At 70.8% G+C, this 17665-nt stretch carries 18 protein-coding genes and 1 tRNA gene; 5 read left to right on the forward strand and 14 right to left on the reverse strand.

Annotated elements, in window-relative coordinates; all coding sequences use genetic code 11:
• Positions 1-6 precede the first annotated feature (6 nt).
• The 8 genes from WBG79_RS27640 to dapF all read right to left on the reverse strand — a co-directional run bounded on the left by WBG79_RS27640 (position 7) and on the right by dapF (position 7365).
• Entirely contained in the window at positions 7-636 is a 630-nt protein-coding gene (locus WBG79_RS27640; protein WP_443147468.1) for a DUF927 domain-containing protein, read from the reverse strand.
• Between the two features lie 178 nt (positions 637-814).
• A tRNA-Thr gene (locus tag WBG79_RS15850) sits at positions 815-890 on the reverse strand.
• A gap of 102 nt (positions 891-992) precedes the next feature.
• Positions 993-2312, reverse strand: coding sequence for a TRAP transporter large permease (locus WBG79_RS15855; RefSeq protein ID WP_337358162.1), 1320 nt, complete (start codon positions 2310-2312; stop codon positions 993-995).
• Complete coding sequence (locus WBG79_RS15860) at positions 2309-2830, reverse strand: TRAP transporter small permease (protein ID WP_337358163.1); 522 nt, start codon at positions 2828-2830, stop codon at positions 2309-2311. Before WBG79_RS15860 ends, WBG79_RS15855 begins: the two co-directional genes overlap by 4 nt.
• Positions 2823-3866, reverse strand: a complete 1044-nt coding sequence (locus WBG79_RS15865; RefSeq protein ID WP_337358164.1) for a TRAP transporter substrate-binding protein — start codon at positions 3864-3866, stop codon at positions 2823-2825. The genes WBG79_RS15860 and WBG79_RS15865 overlap by 8 nt, the downstream gene beginning before the upstream one ends.
• Positions 3867-4007: 141 nt before the next feature.
• A complete protein-coding gene (ftsY, locus tag WBG79_RS15870) occupies positions 4008-5168 on the reverse strand; it encodes a signal recognition particle-docking protein FtsY (protein ID WP_337358165.1) in 1161 nt (386 codons plus the stop codon).
• Positions 5165-6436 (reverse strand): tRNA (N(6)-L-threonylcarbamoyladenosine(37)-C(2))-methylthiotransferase MtaB, encoded by a 1272-nt coding sequence (mtaB, locus tag WBG79_RS15875; protein ID WP_337358166.1) that lies wholly within the window; start codon positions 6434-6436, stop codon positions 5165-5167. Before mtaB ends, ftsY begins: the two co-directional genes overlap by 4 nt.
• Positions 6433-7365: a diaminopimelate epimerase gene (gene dapF, locus WBG79_RS15880; protein ID WP_337358167.1), complete on the reverse strand. Its 933-nt coding sequence runs from the start codon at positions 7363-7365 to the stop codon at positions 6433-6435. The genes mtaB and dapF overlap by 4 nt, the downstream gene beginning before the upstream one ends.
• A gap of 93 nt (positions 7366-7458) precedes the next feature.
• Here dapF and WBG79_RS15885 point away from each other — a divergent pair, with 93 nt between their 5' ends.
• Positions 7459-8088: a class I SAM-dependent methyltransferase gene (locus WBG79_RS15885; protein WP_337358168.1), complete on the forward strand. Its 630-nt coding sequence runs from the start codon at positions 7459-7461 to the stop codon at positions 8086-8088.
• Positions 8089-8221: 133 nt separating this feature from the next.
• Positions 8222-8851, forward strand: coding sequence for a GyrI-like domain-containing protein (locus WBG79_RS15890; protein ID WP_337358169.1), 630 nt, complete (start codon positions 8222-8224; stop codon positions 8849-8851).
• Here the strand turns inward: WBG79_RS15890 and WBG79_RS15895 are convergent.
• Positions 8841-10031, reverse strand: coding sequence for an MFS transporter (locus WBG79_RS15895; RefSeq protein WP_337358170.1), 1191 nt, complete (start codon positions 10029-10031; stop codon positions 8841-8843). The two genes, WBG79_RS15890 and WBG79_RS15895, sit on opposite strands and share 11 nt — an antisense overlap.
• A gap of 20 nt (positions 10032-10051) precedes the next feature.
• Positions 10052-11455, reverse strand: a complete 1404-nt coding sequence (leuC, locus tag WBG79_RS15900) for a 3-isopropylmalate dehydratase large subunit (RefSeq protein ID WP_337358171.1) — start codon at positions 11453-11455, stop codon at positions 10052-10054.
• Between the two features lie 290 nt (positions 11456-11745).
• Here leuC and WBG79_RS15905 point away from each other — a divergent pair, with 290 nt between their 5' ends.
• Positions 11746-12246: a L,D-transpeptidase gene (locus WBG79_RS15905; protein ID WP_337358172.1), complete on the forward strand. Its 501-nt coding sequence runs from the start codon at positions 11746-11748 to the stop codon at positions 12244-12246.
• Here the strand turns inward: WBG79_RS15905 and WBG79_RS15910 are convergent.
• Positions 12236-12439, reverse strand: a complete 204-nt coding sequence (locus WBG79_RS15910) for a hypothetical protein (protein WP_337358173.1) — start codon at positions 12437-12439, stop codon at positions 12236-12238. The two genes, WBG79_RS15905 and WBG79_RS15910, sit on opposite strands and share 11 nt — an antisense overlap.
• A 267-nt stretch (positions 12440-12706) precedes the next feature.
• Between WBG79_RS15910 and htpG the strand changes: the two genes are divergently transcribed.
• Positions 12707-14605, forward strand: coding sequence for a molecular chaperone HtpG (gene htpG / locus WBG79_RS15915; protein ID WP_337358174.1), 1899 nt, complete (start codon positions 12707-12709; stop codon positions 14603-14605).
• Between the two features lie 36 nt (positions 14606-14641).
• Here htpG and WBG79_RS15920 read toward each other — a convergent pair whose 3' ends face one another.
• Positions 14642-15109: a cyclic nucleotide-binding domain-containing protein gene (locus WBG79_RS15920; protein WP_337358175.1), complete on the reverse strand. Its 468-nt coding sequence runs from the start codon at positions 15107-15109 to the stop codon at positions 14642-14644.
• Between the two features lie 85 nt (positions 15110-15194).
• The gene (locus WBG79_RS15925) at positions 15195-15878 is read right to left on the reverse strand and encodes a response regulator transcription factor (protein WP_337358176.1); all 684 of its coding nucleotides are present in this window, start codon (positions 15876-15878) and stop codon (positions 15195-15197) included.
• A 252-nt stretch (positions 15879-16130) separates the two neighbouring features.
• Between WBG79_RS15925 and WBG79_RS15930 the strand changes: the two genes are divergently transcribed.
• On the forward strand, positions 16131-16667 hold the full coding sequence (locus tag WBG79_RS15930) for a L,D-transpeptidase family protein (protein ID WP_337358177.1): 537 nt from the start codon (positions 16131-16133) through the stop codon (positions 16665-16667).
• Between the two features lie 167 nt (positions 16668-16834).
• Here the strand turns inward: WBG79_RS15930 and WBG79_RS15935 are convergent, their stop codons facing one another.
• Entirely contained in the window at positions 16835-17497 is a 663-nt protein-coding gene (locus WBG79_RS15935) for a YggS family pyridoxal phosphate-dependent enzyme (protein ID WP_337358178.1), read from the reverse strand.
• Between the last annotated feature and the right edge of the window lie 168 nt (positions 17498-17665).

Here is a 17665-nt window from a genome sequence, read left to right on the forward strand (position 1 = left end):
CCGCGTTCATCCACGCCTTCGTTGGCCGCCGGCCAGGGCGTAGACGGCCGACGGCAGGTCGGCCGGGTCTAAAGCACCGATTTCGTCGAGGCAAAGGACCACATGGTTGTGCGCGGCCGCGAGGCCCTCGAGCGCACTAGCGGTCGCTCGCCACGGATGGCCAAAGCCGAGAGGCCCCCCGCCTCCCCAGACCGAGCCGGCCACCCGCAGCAGGGTGGACTTGCCGATCGAGGACGGGCCGTAGAAGTGGAACCCACCACCTTCAAACCCCGAGCCATTCCAGAAGGGGTCCGGAGCGGGCGATCCCGAGAGCCAGGAGCGGGCGGCTTTGGCTGACGCAGAGACCCGCCACGTGCTCTTGCCATCCAGAGATATTTCCGGCGCGACCAAAAGAGGGGCTGCCCCCGCAGCCAGCTGCCGCCTGGCCTCGTCGCGGGTCTGCCGGACGGCAGCCAATGAGACCAGGGGATACGAGCCCAAGGCCAAGAGCTTCTGCTTACCGTGCACTCGATAGGAGAGACGCCAGAGCTTCGATCCGGTCGGCATGAGCCGCAGCTGGAGGCCGCCGCCGTCCGACAGCTTCTTCAGCTTGCCCTTTGGCCTCAAGTTTCGGATGGCGGTGTCGGTGAGGGGCATCGGCGGTCTCCTGGGGGAGACCAAGTACAAGGGCCAATGTAGGGGAGACCAACGGATCTACCAACAAAACGACTGGCTGCTGGCGAACTGCCGTGGATGGATCTGGACATCCCGGGAGTGTAAGCTATTCGTCCTTCGAGGCTTTTTGGATAGCTACGGACGACTACGAATCAGTTAGTGGTGCCGCGGAAGGGACTCGAACCCCCGACCCACGCATTACGAATGCGTTGCTCTACCACCTGAGCTACCGCGGCGCCGACGGACGGGGTGATACCCGCAAAGCGGCCGGAAGGCAAGACGGTCGACCCCGGGCCGGTCGCGACGCGAGGCGACGAGCCCCGCCCGATCGGGCTGCTTCACGACAGCCAGCGGACCATCCAGAGCGCCAGCCCGGGCACGAACAGGACGAGGAGCAGGCGGGCGATGTCGGCGACCAGGAAGGGGAGGACGCCGCGATAGGTCTGCGCGATGGGAACGTCTCGCGCGATGGCGCTGACGACGAAGACGTTGAGGCCGATCGGCGGCGCCGTCAGGCCGATGCCGACGACGATCAGGACCAGGATGCCGAACCAGATCGCGACCTCCTCGGTGGTCAGTCCGAAGTCGAGGGCGGACACCACGGGGAAGAAGATCGGCAGCGTCAGCAGGATCATGGCGAGCTCGTCCATGACGGCGCCGAGCAGGATGTAGCTGAGGAGCAGGAGCGCCACGACCGCCAGGGGCGCGAGGCCGAGGCCGGTGATCCATTCGGCGATCGCGGTCGGCAGCTGGGACAGGGCCAGGAAGGCGTTGAAGACCTCCGCGCCGAGCAGGATCATGAAGATCAGGGCGGAGGTCTCGGCGGTGATGCGGAGGCTTTCCAGGAAGCCCGGGCCGTCGAGCCTGCGGGTGCCGAAGCCCACCGCCAGCATGGCGGCGGCGCCGACCGAGGCGCCCTCCGTCGGGGTGAAGATCCCGCCGTAGATGCCGCCGAGCACCACCACGGCGACGACCAGCGTCGGCCAGACCGCGCGCAGCGCCGGCCAGCGCTTCTCGCGCGGAACGGGCGCGTGGGCAGGGCCGGCCGCCGGGTCGCGGCGCACCAGGACGGCGATGACGAGGCAGTAGAAGGTGGTCGCCAGCAGGCCGGGGATCAGGGCCGCCTGGAACAGCTTGACGATGTTCTGCTCGGTCGAGATCGCGTAGACGACCAGGATCACCGAAGGCGGGATCAGGATGCCGAGGGTGCCGCCGACCGCGATGGTGCCGGTGGCGAGCGCGTCGGAGTAGCGGTAGCGCCGCAGCTCCGGCAGGGCGGCGCGGCCGAAGGTGGCCGTCGTGGCGACCGAGGAGCCGCAGATCGCCCCGAATCCCGTGCAGGCCCCGATGACCGCCATGGCGAGGCCGCCCCGCCGGTGCCCGAGCCAGGCGCTGGCCGCCGTGAAGAGGTCGCGGGCGAGCCCGGAGCGCTCTGCGACGGCGCCCATCAGGACGAAGAGGGGCACGACGGAGATGGTGTAGTTGGCGAAGAGGAAGTAGGGCGTCGTCTTCATGTAGGCCAGGAAGGCGGCGCCGCTCGTCAGGTGGACGTAGCCGGCCGTCCCCACGGCCAGCATGGCGAGCCCGACCGGCATGCGGATGCCGATCAGAACCAGCATGGCGACGAAGCCGAGAAGCGCGGAGGCCGTCCCGCTCATCGGCCGCCCCGGATCGCCATGACGGCGGTCGCGGCCGCGGTCACGGCGAGCAGGGCGAGCAGCACGGCGGAGGCCGCGACGGCATAGCCGGCCTGGATGCCGAGCACCATGGAGGTGGTCCCGGTCCGGAAGGCCTCGGCGGCGCCGACGAAGAGGCGCCAGGCCATCAGGGCGACCAGGGCGGCGAGGACCAGGTCCCACAGGCCGTCGAGCGTGTTGCGGACGCGCGCCGGCAAGGCGTTCGTGAAGGTGTCGACCACGATGTTGCCGCGCCGCGCCTGGCAGTAGGGCAGGAAACAGAAGGCCGCCAGCGCGGTGCCGATCTGGACGAGCTCGAAATCGCCGTCGATGCCGCCGCCCGTCGCCCAGCGCTTCAGGACGCTGGCCGTCACGGCGAGCGCGATCAACACCGTGAGCGCGCCGCCGGCCACGGCCGTCCACCGCGCCAGCGGGCCGAGGACGGGTCCGGCGTGGCGGACCTCCGGAGCCTCGACCGGCGCGGCGGCGGGATCAGACATCGTATTTGGCGAGGGTGGCGCGGACGTCGTCCAGCACCTTCGCGCCGTCGAAGCCCTTGTCCTTCGATCCCTTCACCCAGGCCTCGATCACCGGCTCGGTGGTCTTGCGCCAGCGGGCCGCCTCCTCGGTCGTGAGGGTCGTGATGGTGTTGCCGCGCTTCTTGACGAGCTCGATCACCGGGATGCCCGCCTCGTCCCAGACCTGGCCGGCCATGCTGGCGGCGACCTGGCCGGAGTTGTCGTCGATCACCTTCTTCAGGTCCGCCGGCAGGCCGTCGTACCGGGTCTTGTTCATCGCGAGGATGAAGGTGGCCGTGTAGAGGGTCGGCGAGCCGGGGATCTCGGTGTGGTTCTTGACGAGCTCGTGGACCTTGATGGCCGGGACCACCTCCCAGGGCACCACGGCGCCGTCGATGACGCGCTGCGCCAGCGCCTCGGGGACCTGCGGGATCGGCATGCCGATGGCGTTGGCGCCGAGCGCCTTCAGGGCCTCGCCGGCGAGGCGGGTCGGGAAGCGCAGCTTGAGGCCCTTCAGGTCCTCGAGCGTCTTCACCTCCTTGTTGGAGTGGATGAGGCCGTGGTCGTGCGCCCAGAAGCAGATCGGCTTCACCTCGCCGAACTCCTGCGCGAGGTTGCGGTCGGCGAAGTCCTGCAGGGCCTTGGAGTTCACGATGGCGCGCCGCGCCGCCGTGAAGGGAAGCTCGAAGGCCTCGATGCGCGGGAAGCGCCCGGGCGTGTTGCCGGGCAGCGTCCAGACGAGATCGGCGACGCCGTCGCGGGCCTGGTCGTAGAGCTGGGGCGGGGTGCCGCCGAGCTGCATGGACGGGAAGATGTCGATCTTGATCCGGCCGCCCGATTCGCCCTCGACCTTCTTCGCCCAGGGCGCCAGGAACTTGGCATGGCCGTTGGAGACCGCGGGCAGGAAGTGGTGCATGCGGAGCGTGACGTCGGCGGCGCGTGCCCCCGTCGGCCGAAGCACGGCCGGCATGGCGATCGAGGCGGCGGCGGCGCCGAGCAGGCGGCGGCGGTTGAGCATGGTTTCCTCCCGAGGTCGGTCCCGGGTTCCCCCCGGGTTCGGAACGGATCAAACCGTTTCAATTGCAACGAGTCAAGCGCGCACTCGCGGTGAACTACTTATGCCTCTCCGGCCGACGAAGGGGAGAAGGCGGGCCGCCGGTCAGCGCTCCAGCCCTGCGATGGCGCGGGCGAAGTCGCGGGCGTCGAAGGGTTCCAGGTCGTCGATGCCCTCGCCGACGCCGATGTAGTGGACGGGGAGGCGGTGCCTGGCCGCGATGGCGACCAGGATGCCGCCCCGGGCGGTGCCGTCGAGCTTGGTCATGACCAGGCCGGTGACGCCCGCGACCTTGCCGAAGATCTCGACCTGGTTCATGGCGTTCTGGCCCGTGGTGGCGTCGAGCGTCAGCAGCACCGTGTGGGGCGCCTCCGGGTCCTGCTTCTTCAGCACGCGCACGATCTTCTCGAGCTCGGCCATCAGCTCGGCCTTGTTCTGGAGGCGGCCGGCGGTGTCGATCACGAGGACGTCGCGCCCCTCGGCCTTGGCCTGCTTCAGGGCGTCGAAGGCGAGGCCGGCGGCGTCGGCACCGGGCTCGCGGGCGATCACGGGGGCACCGGTGCGTGTGCCCCAGATCCTCAGCTGGTCGATGGCGGCGGCCCGGAAGGTGTCGCCAGCGCAGAGGATCACGGACCGGCCGGCGCGTGTCAGCTCGGCGGAGAGCTTGCCGATCGTGGTCGTCTTGCCCGTGCCGTTGACGCCGACAACCAGGATCACGTGCGGCTTGCGGGCCGGGTCGATGGCGAGCGGCGTGGCGACCGGGCCGAGGACCTTCTCGACCTCGCGGGCCAGCACGTCCCGCACCTCCTCGTCGGTGATCTCCTTGTCGAAGCGGTCGCGCCGGAGCGCCTCGGTGATGCGCATCGCCGTGTCAAGGCCAAGGTCGGCCTGGATCAGCACGTCCTCGAGTTCGTCCAGGGTGGCGGCGTCGAGCTTGCGCTTGGTGAAGATGGCCGTGATACCGGTCGTCAGCGAGGACGAGGTGCGCGACAGGCCGGTCTTCAGCTTCGTCCACCAGGAGCCCTTCGGTCCGGCTTCGGCGGCTCCGGCCGGGGCGGCCGGCACGGCGACGGGCGGGGGGGCGACGGGCGGTTGGGCGACGGGCGGCGCCGGAACCGGCGGCGGCGCGACGGGTTCCGCCTCGGGCGGAGGGGCCGCCTCGGCCAGGGTCCCGGCCGGCGGAGCGTCCGGGACGGCCTCGGCCGACGCCTCGCCGGCCCCGAAGAGGCGCTTCCAGAAGCCCGGTTTCGCCTTGTCGTCGGTCATGCGGCCTGGTCCAGGGTGGCGGTCAGGGCCCGGTGGGTATGGCCCGTGATGCGGGCGCCCAGGATCGCGCCGGGCCGACCCGCTCCTGCTGGAACCTCGCAGAGCGTGAAATGCTCCGTCCGCCCGAGGCCGTCCTTCTCGACGAGCACCTGCCGGAACCGGCCGACCTCGCCCGCGAGATGGGCGGCCAGGGCCGCCTCGCCCCGTGTGCGCAGCCGGGCCGCACGCTCCTTCACGACCGCTCGGTCGACCTGCGGCATGCGGGCGGCCGGGGTTCCGGGGCGGGGCGAGAAGGGGAAGACGTGGAGGTGGGTCAGCCCGCACTCGTCGACGAGCCGCAGCGAGTTCTCGAACATCGCCTCGGTCTCGGTCGGGAAGCCGGCGATCAGGTCGGCGCCGAAGACCACGTCCGGCCGGATGGCGCGCACGCGGGCGCAGAACGCGATGGCGTCGTCGCGCAGGTGCCGACGTTTCATGCGCTTGAGGATCATGTCGTCGCCGGCCTGGAGCGACAGGTGGAAATGCGGCATCAGCCGAGCCTCGGCGCCGATCGCCTCGACCAGCTCCTCGTCGGCCTCCACCGAGTCGATCGAGGAGATGCGGAGTCGCTCGAGGTCCGGCACGTGGCGGAGAAGCTGGGCGGCGAGGTGGCCGAGCTTCGGCCGGCCGGGCAGGTCCTGGCCCCAGCTCGTGATGTCGACGCCGGTCAGGACGATCTCGGCATAGCCGTTGCCGACCAGGCGCTTGACCTGCTCGACCACGGCGCCGGCCGGCACGGAGCGGGAGTTTCCCCGGCCGAACGGGATGATGCAGAAGGTGCAGCGGTGGTCGCAGCCGTTCTGCACCTGCACGAAGGCGCGGGTGCGTCCCTCCAGCCCCTCGATCAGGTGGCCGGCCGTCTCGCGGACCGAGAAAATGTCGTTGACCCGGACCTTCTCGCCCTCCTCCAGGCCGAAGCCGGCGAGCCCACGCCAGGTGTCGCGCTTCAGCTTGGCGTCGTTGCCGAGCACCAGGTCGACCTCCGGCATGGCGCCGAAGCTCGCCGGCTCGACCTGGGCGGCGCAACCGGTCACGACGATGCGGGCGCCGGGGCGCTCGCGACGGGCCCGGCGGATCGCCTGGCGGGCCTGCCGCACGGCCTCGCCGGTGACCGCGCAGGTGTTCACGACCACCAGGTCGGCGAGGCCGGCGGCCTCGGCCTCGGCGCGGATCGTCTCGGACTCGACCGTATTGAGCCGGCACCCGAAGGTGAGGATGTCGACGCTCACTCGGCGGCCCTCCCGGCCGCGGCGGCCCTCCGGACCGCGGCGACTTGCCCGATCGGGGCGGGGTCGCGGCGGACCGCGAGGGTGTCGCGGTCGATCGTGCCGGTGTACTCGGTCTCGACCGCGCCGGTCATCATCACGTGATTGTCCTCGGGGCGCCAATGGATCAGGAGGTCGCCGCCCGGCAGCGTGACCCGGACCCGGCGCCCCGTCCTGCGGGTGCGCGCCGCCGAAACCGCCGCCGCGCAGGCGCCGGTGCCGCAGGCGCGCGTCAGGCCGGCGCCGCGTTCCCAAACCTTGAGGATCAGGGACTCCGGTCCGGTCACCTGGGCGAGCGAGATGTTGGCGCGCTCGGGGAAGATCGGGTGGTGCTCCAGCATAGGGCCGATGCGGCCGAGGTCGTAGGCCTCGACGTCGTCGACCCAGAAGATCGCATGGGGGTTGCCCATGGAGACCGCCGAGGGGGAGTGCAGGATCGGGGCGTCGATCGGGCCGACCTGCAGCTCGATGGCGCGGGTATCCGCGAAGGGCTCCGCAAGCGGAATCTCCTGCCAGCCGAAGCGGGGCTCGCCCATGTCGACGGTGATCATCTCCGGCTCGCCGGCGTCGGAGGCATAGAGCAGGCCGGCCCGGGTCTCGATCGTCGCCCTGGCGCTGCCGCTCTCGTCCATCAGGAGCCAGGCGACGCAGCGGGTGGCGTTGCCGCAGGCGGCGACCTCGGAACTGTCCGAATTGTGGATGCGCATGAAGGCGTCGGCACCGGCCGGGGACCGCTCCAGGGTGATCATCTGGTCGAAGCCGATGCCGGACTGCCGGTCGGCCAGGCGCAGGATCTCGTCCGCCGAGAGATTGACGGGCGAGCAGCGTGCGTCGAGCACGAGAAAATCGTTGCCGAGCCCGTTCATCTTGCGGAAGGGGAGCGTGGCCGCCATGGCGGTCTGCCTCGAAACGGTGGAAAGCTGAGGGTACATATGGCGAAAGACGGCGCGGATTGCCAGCGCGACATGCCCGGGAGCAGCCAAGCGATGACCGACATGGAGTTCCACCCGGCGGCGCCCGGCGCCAAGCCCTATCACGCCCCCCAGGCTCCGTCCGACTGGGTCATGGGATTCCTGCCGCATGTCCGGCCCGGCGGAACCGTGCTCGATGTCGCCTGCGGGACTGGCCGGCACGTGGCGGCTGCCCTCGCGGCGGGCCTCCAGGTCGTCGCGGTCGATCGGGACGCGACCGGGCTCGCCGCCTTTTCGGGAGATCCGCGCGTGACCGTCGCGGTGGCGGACCTGGAGGACGGGAGCCCCTGGCCGCTCGGCGACCGGCGCTTCGCGGGCGTGGTGGTGACCAACTACCTGTTCCGGCCGATCCTGCCCGCCATCGCGGGCGCGGTCGGACCGGACGGGATCCTGATCTACGAGACCTTCGCGCGCGGCCAGGAGCGGCACGGCCGTCCGAACCGCCGGGAATTCCACCTGCAGCCGAACGAGCTGCTCGGCCCGGCGCTGGCGGCCGGGCTCGTCGTGGTCGCCTTCGAGCATGGCGAGATCGCCGGACCGTTCTGCTCGGGCGGGGTCGCCAAGATCGTCCAGCGCATCGCCGCCGTCGGGCCGGAGCATCCGCTCGCCTTCGAGCGGCCGCTCGCCCTCGCGCCGCGGGCCTGAAGCGGAACCGCAACGGCGGGATGGTTCAGCTCGACGTCGGGATGCGCCATTCTTCCGACGCGTTCGCGCCCGATTCTCTCGTCGGGACGCCTCCCGGGATCCGTCGGGCCCGGAGATCCATCCGGAGTGATCCATGCCGTCATCGACGAAGCCCGCCCTCGCCGCCGCCCTGCTGACGCTCGCCCTCGCGGGTTCCGCCGTCGCGCAGGACCAGAAGCCCGCCGAGGCGCCGCCGCCCGCGGCCCAGCCCGCCGCGCCCGCCCAGCCGGGGGCGCCCGCCCAGCCCGACGCCGGAGACGTGACCGTGGCGGTGCCGGTCGACGTGACCCTGACGGCCCGGCCGGTGCTCTACGTGACGGGCAAGTCCAACTGGGACGATGCGGAGGAGAGCCTCGGCCAGTCGCTCAACGCCATCTTCTCGGCCATCGGAAAGGCCAACCTGAAGGCGGCCGGGCCGGCGATGATCGAGTATCTCGACTCGGGCGACGACGACTTCCAGTTCAAGGCCATGGTGCCGATCGAGAAGGCGCCCAAGACGGCCCCGTCGAAGGACGTCAAGGTGGGCGAGAGCCCGGCCGGGCCGGCCCTGAAGTTCGTCCACCAGGGCTCCTTCGAGGATCTGGAGGAGGTCTACAACCGGATCGACGACTACCTGGTCTCCAAGAGCCTCTCGATGAAGAAGGTCTACGAGGAGTACGAGACCGACCCGGTGACGACCGCGCCCGACAAGATGGTGACCAACATCTACGTGGTCACCGAATAGCCGGCGCGCCGCCGGCCCGCAGCACGGCGGGGAGGATCGCCAGGGCCGCGGCGGCGAGGCCTGCGCCGGCCAGGAAGGTCGCGGCGGGGCCCCAGCGATCCCAGAGCAGGCCGGCCAGGACGCTCGCCCCGAGGGTCGCGAGGCCCGTCGCCAGGTTGAAGAGGCCGAAGGCGGTGCCGCGGACGGCGGCCGGGGCGGCCCCGGCGACCAGGGTCGCCAGGACGCCCTGGGTCAGGCCCATGTGCAGGCCCCAGACGACGATGCCGATCGCCAGGCCGGGGAGCCCGTCCGCGACGGCGAGGACGACGTCCGCGACGGCGAGGAGCGCGAAGCCGCCGGCCAGCATGCCGGCAGGCCCGAAGCGGTCCTGGGCGAGGCCGGCCGGGTAGGAGCTCGCCGCGTAGGCGAGGCTCATCAGCGCGATCACGCCCGGGGCAAAGGCGAGCGGGAGCCCGGCCTGCTGGGCGCGGACGACCAGGAAGGCCTCGGAGAAGCGGGCGAGCGCGAAGACGGCGCCGAGAAGGACGACGAGGCCGTAGGGCCGGCCGAGGCGGGCGATGTCCGCGGCGCGGATCGGCGGGGGCCGGGTCGCCGCGGCGCGGTCGCGGGCGGGCTCCTCGACGCCGAGGAAGAGGATGGCGACGGCGACGAGCGCGGGCAGGACCGCGAACCAGAGCACGGTCCGGATGTCGTCGAGGAGCAGCATGAGGCCGATCGCCAGGACCGGTCCGACCGCCGCGCCGACCGTGTCGAGGGACTGGCGGATGCCGTAGGCTGCGCCGCGGATCTCCGGCGGCGTGACGTCGGCCACCAGGGCGTCGCGCGGGGCGCCGCGGATGCCCTTGCCGATCCGGTCGGCGAAGCGGGCGAGGAACACGGCCCCGACGCTGTCCGCCAGCGGGAAAAGCGGCTTGGTCAGGGCGGCCAGGCCGTAGCCGGCGAGCGCCAGGGCCTTGCGGCGGGCGAAGCGGTCGGAGATCCAGCCGGAGAAGACCTTGACGATCTGCGCAGTGGCCTCGGCGACGCCTTCCAGGATGCCGAGCATCGTCGCGGAAGCGCCGAGCACGCCGACCAGGAAGACCGGCAGCAGCCCGTGGATCATCTCCGAGGAGACGTCCATGAAGAGCGACGTGAAGCCCAGGGCCCAGACCGTGCGGGGGATGCGGGGGCGGTCCGACATGGCGTCCGCCCCCTGCCCGTTCAGGCCGTCCGGATATCGACGAAGTGCCCGGCGATGGCGGCCGCGGCGGCCATCGAGGGCGACACGAGGTGCGTGCGGCCCTTGAAGCCCTGGCGGCCCTCGAAGTTGCGGTTCGACGTGGAGGCGCAGCGCTCGCCGGGCTCGAGCCGGTCGGCGTTCATGGCGAGGCACATGGAGCAGCCCGGCTCGCGCCACTCGAAGCCGGCGGCGGTGAAGATCCGGTCGAGGCCCTCGGCCTCGGCCTGGGCCTTCACGAGGCCGGACCCCGGGACGATCATGGCAAGCTTGATGGACGGGGCGACGCGCTTGCCCTCGACGATCTTCGCCACCGCCCGCAGGTCCTCGATGCGGCCGTTGGTGCAGGACCCGATGAAGATCTTGTCGAGCATGATGTCGGTGATCTTCGTGCCCGGCTTCAGGCCCATGTAGTCGAGCGCGCGCCACTTCGAGGTGCGCTTGTTCTCGTCGGGGATGTCGTCGGGATTCGGGACGGCGCCGGTGACCGAGACCACGTCCTCGGGGCTGGTGCCCCAGGAGACGATCGGCGGCAGGGCGGCGGCGTCGAGGCGGATCTCCTTGTCGAAATGGGCGCCCTCGTCGGAGAAGAGCGTCTTCCAGTAGGCCAGGGCCCGCTCCAGAGCCTCGCCCTTCGGGGCCTTGGGCTTGTCCATGATGTACTGGAAGGTCTTCTCGTCGGGAGCGATCAGGCCGGCGCGGGCGCCGCCCTCGATCGACATGTTGCAGACCGTCATGCGGCCTTCCATGGAGAGCGACCGGATCGCCTCGCCGGCATATTCGATGACGTGGCCGGTGCCGCCGGCCGTGCCGATCTCGCCGATGATGGCGAGGATGATGTCCTTGGCGCCGACGCCGGCGGGCAGCTGCCCGTCGACGGTCACGCGCATGTTCTTCGCCTTCTTCTGCACGAGCGTCTGGGTGGCGAGCACATGCTCGACCTCGGAGGTGCCGATCCCGTGGGCGAGCGCCCCGAAGGCGCCGTGCGTGGAGGTGTGGCTGTCACCGCAGACGATCGTCATGCCCGGCAGGGTGAAGCCCTGCTCCGGGCCGACGACGTGGACGATGCCCTGCCGGCTGTCGAGCTCGTCGTAATACTCGACGCCGAACTCGGCCGCGTTCCGGGCGAGGGTCGCCACCTGCAGCGCGCTTTCCGGGTCGTCGATGCCGTGGCTGCGGTCGGTGGTCGGCACGTTGTGGTCGACGACCGCCAGCGTCTTCTGGGGCGCATGGACCTTGCGGTGGGCGACGCGCAGGCCCTCGAAGGCCTGCGGGCTCGTCACCTCGTGCACGAGATGGCGGTCGATGTAGAGGAGGCAGGTCCCGTCCGGCTGCTGGTCGACGACGTGATCGTCCCAGATCTTGTCGTAGAGGGTGCGGGGGGCCATGGCGTGTCTCCGTCCGTGTATCCGAGCCGTCTCGGGCAAGCGCGGTTGGACATAGCGGAAACGGGCGCTGTGGAAAAGTGTCCAATATGCCCCGGGCGCGCGCCCCGGCCGCATGGCTGTCGCCCGCCGCGCCCGGACCGCGGCGGGCGGGTGCCGGCCCGGGGTAGGATCGCGTCAACCATACTGACCAATGTTTCGCTAACCATCCCGCTTGGCAGGATTTTCACGGAGTCCCGCGCATTCTCCAGGGCGGACCCGAAAGGGACGGGACGAAGGCAGGGGCGGGAGCCATGGACCTCAGGATGGTGGGCTCGGCGGCCGCGTTGGCGGTCGCCTTGGCGGCGGGGGCGGCGGAGGCGCGCGATGTGGTGCGCTTCGACGGCGCCTACGCGGCCGGCACGGTGGTGGTCAAGACCGGCGAGCGCAAGCTCTACTACGTGCTCGGGGGCGGGCAGGCGATCCGCTACCCGATCGCGGTCGGCATGCCGGGCCGGGAGTGGTCGGGGCAGAACTCGATCGCCCGCAAGGAGGTCAACCCGGTCTGGCAGCCGCCTGCCGAGGTGCGGCACGACAAGCCGGCCCTGCCGCAGCTCGTCCCGCCGGGGCCGTCGAACCCGCTCGGACCCCGCGCCATGGTGCTCGCCTGGGGCGAATACGCCATCCACGGCACCAACAAGCCGAGTTCGATCGGAACGCGCGCGTCCTACGGCTGCATCCGCATGTACAACGAGCACGTGGTCGATCTCTTCGACCGCGTGCAGGTCGGCACGCCGGTCGTGGTCACGCCCTGAGGGCGGAGAGCCCGTCGTCATGCTGCCGGGACATGGCCGCGGCGAGCAGATCGAGGTCGACGGTGAAATTCTCGAGGATCAGCCTGTAGAGACCGGACCGGTCCGGCGCGAAAGGACCGATCTTCTCGAGCGCGAGATGGATGTCGCGATCGCTATCGAGAACCGGACGCGTACGACGCGAATCATGAATCATGACCGCCTCCCGTGAATAGCGGGAGGATGTCTCATTCAATGGATTTATCTACAGGAAAAATTTGCCGGTTCGCCCCGCAGGTATTACTCCTGATACGCATCTCACGCTACTACAATTTTAGTGAGGCCTGCGGGCCCGGGGACCGCTTCGGGCCGGTGCGTGCCCGGCCTTCCCGAACGGCTTGAATTGCCGGCGGCAGGCGCCGATATCTGAGCCGCGCCGGTCCGAGGCGCATCGGTTCCAGCCTTCCCTCAAGACGATCGAACCATGACAGCCGAAACGATGGAAAAGCCCGCCGAACAGCATGCGTTCCAGGCGGAGGTCGCGCGCCTCCTGCACCTGATGGTTCATTCGGTCTATTCCAACCGCGACATCTTCCTGCGCGAGCTGGTATCGAACGCCGCCGACGCCTGCGAGAAACTGCGCTGGCAGGCCGTGTCCGAGCCCGCGCTGCTCGCCGACGGCGCCGCGCTGGAAATTACCATCGAGGCCGACCCGGGCGGCCGCCGCCTGACGGTCTCCGACAACGGCATCGGCATGAGCCGCGAGGAGCTGATCGACAATCTCGGCACCATTGCACGCTCCGGCACGCGGGCCTTCCTGGAGGCGGCAGGGGCCGCGAAGGACGGCTCGCGCCTGATCGGGCAGTTCGGGGTCGGCTTCTACTCGGCTTTCATGGTGGCCGAGACAGTCGAGGTCGCCAGCCGCAAGGCCGGCGCCGAAGAGGCCTGGTCCTGGACGTCCGACGGGCAGGGCAGCTTCTCGGTGGCGCCGCTGGCGCTCGAGGACGCGCCGGCGCGCGGGACCCGGGTCGTGCTCCACCTCGCCGAGGAGAGCAAGGACTACGCCGAAGAAGCCACCATCGAACGTATCGTGCGCGCCTATTCGGCGCACGTGCCCGTGCCGATCCGGTTCGGCAAGGCCGGGGAGCCGGCCTCGCGGGAGCTGACGGACGGGTCGGCCCTGTGGACGCGGCCAAAGTCGGAGATCAAGAAGGAAGAGTACGCGGAGTTCTACGGCAACGTCTCGGGCCAGTGGGACGAGCCGGCGCTGACCCTGCACTATCGCGCCGAGGGCCGCACGGAATACTCCGTTCTGCTCTTCGTGCCCTCCATGAAGCCGTTCGACCTCTTCGACCCGGCGCGCAAGGGCCGCGTGAAGCTCTATGTGCGGCGCATCTTCATCTCCGACGAGGTCGAGGTCCTGCCCGCCTGGGCGCGCTTCGTGCGCGGCGTGATCGACAGCGAGGACCTGCCGCTCAACATCTCGCGCGAGATGCTGCAGTCCAATCCCCTGCTGGAGGCGATCCGCAAGGGCGTGGTCGGCCGGATCCTGTCCGAATTCGCCAGGACAGCCGAGAAGGAGCCGGAGACCTGGACCACCGTCTGGGAGGCGTTCGGACCCGTCATCAAGGAGGGGCTCTACGAGGACCCCGAGCGGCGGGATGAGATCTTCAAGGTCGCCCGGTTCCGCACGACGACGTCCGGCGACGGCTGGCGCTCGCTCGCCGACTACGTCAAGGACCTCAAGGAGAACCAGACCCGGATCTTCTACGTGCTCGCCGACAGCCCCGAGCGCGCGGCGGCGAGCCCGCACCTGGAGGGCTTCCGGGCGCGCGGCGTGGAAGTGCTGCTGCTGACCGACCCGGTCGACGCCTTCTGGGTGCGCACCGCGCTCGGCTACGAGGGCAAGCCGTTCCAGTCGATCACCCAGGGGGCGGCCGACCTCGACGCCATTCCTCTGCCGGCGGACGACAAGTCCCCGGAGGAGGACGCGCCGCGCGACGCCGCCATCGCCACCGTGGTGGCCTTCGTCAAGGAGACGCTCGGCGACAAGGTCGGAGACGTGCGCAAGTCGACGCGGCTCGCCGAGAGCCCGGCCTGCCTGGTCGCCCCGGACTTCGGCCCCGACCGGGCCTTCGAGAAGATCCTGGCGCGCAGCCAGGCGGCGGGCGGCGGCTTCTCGAAGCCCGTGCTGGAGATCAACCCCAACCATGCGCTGGTCGCCGCCATGGCGCGGCACCTGGCGGACGCCGACAAGTCGCTGATGCGGGACGCGGCCGTGCTGCTGCACGGGCAGGCGCGCATCCTGGACGGGGACACGCCCGACGACCCGGCGGATTTCGGGCGTCGGCTCGTGCGCGTCATGGAGCGGCTCCTCGCCTGAACGGGCGGCTTCGCCGCCCGCGAGGCCTCGCCGTGTCTAGTCGCGGTCGAGGGCCTCGAGGCGCGCCGCGAGGCTGCCGAGGTTCGGGCCGAGGGCGGTCAGGCGCTCGGCCACGCGCTGCTGCAGGGTCAGCGTCACGTCCGGGTACTCCTCCAGGACCCGCCGGAACATGCGGCGGGTGATCAGGAGCGTGACGGCGCGACCGGCCGCGACCGCAGTCGCGGGACGGCGCGTCTCCACCAGAAGGGCGAGTTCGCCGAGCAGGGTGCCGGGGCCGGCGGTCAGCACCGTCGCGGGGCCGTCCTCCCGGTCGTGCCGCAGATCGATGCGGCCGCCCATGACCAGGGCGGCGCCGTCGGCCGCCTCGCCTTCCCGGAACAGGATCTCGCCGGCGGCCAGCTCGCGCCGCTCCGCGCTGAAGGCGATGAGGCGCAGGGGTTCCGCCGGCACGCCGGCCAGGAAGGGCACCTCCTGCAAGACCTGGATGTCGCGCTCGAGCGTCATGGCCTTCCGGCTTTCCCGCCGCGGCCGCCGCACGTCAAGGGAAATCGGGCGGGCCGCCGCGTCCGGCGGGAGCGGCGCGCGCCCGTCACGGCACCAGCTTGTAGCCGCCGGACTCGGTGACCAGCAGTTCGGCACTCGACGGGTCGCGCTCGATCTTCTGCCGGAGCCGGTAGATGTGGGTCTCCAGCGTGTGGGTGGTGACGCCGGAATTGTAGCCCCAGACCTCGTGCAGCAGGACGTCGCGCGACACGGGGCGCTCGCCCGCGCGGTAGAGATACTTGAGGATCGCGGTCTCCTTCTCGGTCAGCCGCACCTTGGAGCCCTTCTCGTCGAGCAGCAGCTTGGCGGAGGGGCGGAAGGTGTAGCGCCCGATCGTGAAGGTGGCGTCCTCGGTCTGCTCGTGCTGGCGCAGGTGCGCGCGGATGCGGGCGAGCAGGACGGCGAACTTGAAGGGCTTCGCCACGTAATCGTTGGCGCCCGCCTCCAGGCCGAGCACGGTGTCGCTGTCCGTGTCGTGGCCGGTCAGCATGATGATCGGCGCCTTGAAGGCGTTCTTGCGCAGGATCTTGACCGCCTCGCGCCCGTCCATGTCGGGCAGGCCGACGTCCATGATGAGCAGGTCGACGTGGTCGTTGCGCGCCATCTGCACGCCCTTGGCGGCCGTGTCGGCCTGGGCGGTCTCGAATTCCTCGTACAACGACAGCTGCTCGACGAGACCTTCCCGCAGGTCGGTGTCGTCGTCACAGATGAGGATCTTGCGCGCAGCCATGGGTCCCGTCCTACAGTCCGCCCGTCGCCGATATGACCGTTGTCCTTGTTTCGGCAAGGGCTTGTCGACCTCGAAGCAGAAGACCATCCTTCGCGCCGCAGCGCAAGAACCGCGGTTCGGACCGGGCCGGCACCCCGCCTTCGCCTGGGCGCGACCTCGGGAGCGCGCCGGAACAGCCGGATTCGACTTGGGAAATTCCTGCAGAACCCTGGGCGGCATCCCGGCCGCCGCCCCCGAGACTGGACCACGACCATGCGCCGTCCCGCCGTTCCGCCCAAGGTGATTCGCATCCGGCCGAGGCCCGGGCACCCGACGGAAGGGCTCCTGACCCTCGGGGGCGCGACCGTGCCGTGCCGGCTCGGCCGCTCCGGCATCACCCGCTTCAAGCGCGAGGGGGACGGGGCGACGCCGGCGGCCACCATGCGGCTGGTCGCGCTCCGCTATCGCGCCGACCGGATTCCCCGCCCACGGACCGGCCTTCCCGTGCGGGCGATCCGCCCCGAGGACGGCTGGTGCGACGACCCGGCGGACGGGCGCTACAACCGGCCGGTCCGGCTGCCGTTCGGGCCGTCCCACGAGGCGATGGCGCGGCAGGACGCCGTCTACGACATCGTCGTGGTGCTCGACTGGAACGTCTCGCGCCGGAGCCTCAACCGGGGGAGCGCCATCTTCCTGCACCTGACCCGCCCGGACAGACGGCCGACGGCGGGCTGCGTCGCGGTCGACCTGCCGGTCATGCGCCGCCTGCTGGCGGCCGCGGGGCGGCGGGCCGTGATGGCCGTCCTCTAGGCCGCCCGGGCGAGCCCGGTTTCGGCCGGAGCCGCTGGGAAGGCCGCTGGCGGGCATTCCTGCCGGCGGGTGTCTCGGGTCGGACCGGATGGCGATCGGGCGTCCTGGAGACTCCCAGGCGGTCGACTATTTCGATTCCGAATCAAAAATCGTGCGATCCAGGGTTGTCAGCGGGCGCCGAAGATGGCGCTGCCGACACGGACGTGGGTCGCCCCGAACTGGATGGCGGTCTCGAAGTCCGACGACATGCCCATGGACAGGAGCCCGACCCCGGCCTCGCGGGCGAGCTTCTCCAGAAGTGCGAAGTGGGGACCGGGCTGGTCCTCGACGGGCGGGATGCACATCAGACCCGCGATGGCGAGACCATGGGCAGTGCGGCAGCGCTCCACGAAGGCGACCGCCTCGCGCGGGTCGATGCCGGCCTTCTGGGGCTCGAGGCCCGTGTTGACCTGCACGAGCAGACGCGGCGACCGGCCCAGGCGGCGCATCTCCTCGGCGAGCGCGGCGGCGATCTTCTCCCGGTCGACGGTGTGGATCACGTCGAAGAGTTCGACGGCCTCCCGTGCCTTGTTGGATTGGAGCGGGCCGATCAGGTGGAGCTCGATCCCGGGCGTCTCCTCGCGCAGCGCCGGCCACTTGGCCTTGGCCTCCTGGACGCGGTTCTCGCCGAAGACCCGCTGGCCGGCGGCGATCACGGGCCGGATCGCGTCGGCGTCGAAGGTCTTGGAGACCGCAACCAGGGTGACGGACCCCGGCGCACGTGCGTGGGTGCGCTCGGCGCGGGCGATGCGGTTGCGGATCTCGGCAAGTCTTTCGGCGGCGTCAACCATTCGCGTCCATCCTGAAGGGCGGGCGATTCGGCTCCGCATAGCAGAACCGGCGCCGCGGGGCGACGCATCGCTGTTGACGTTATACGGCCTTTCTGGTGAAGGTCGCCCGCTTCCCGCGCGCGACGGAGCCGCGCGGCACCGACCCCGTCCAGACCCGAAGGCGACCGG

It is taken from the genome of Prosthecomicrobium sp. N25 (assembly GCF_037203705.1).
Taxonomy (GTDB): Bacteria; Pseudomonadota; Alphaproteobacteria; order Rhizobiales; family Ancalomicrobiaceae; genus Prosthecodimorpha.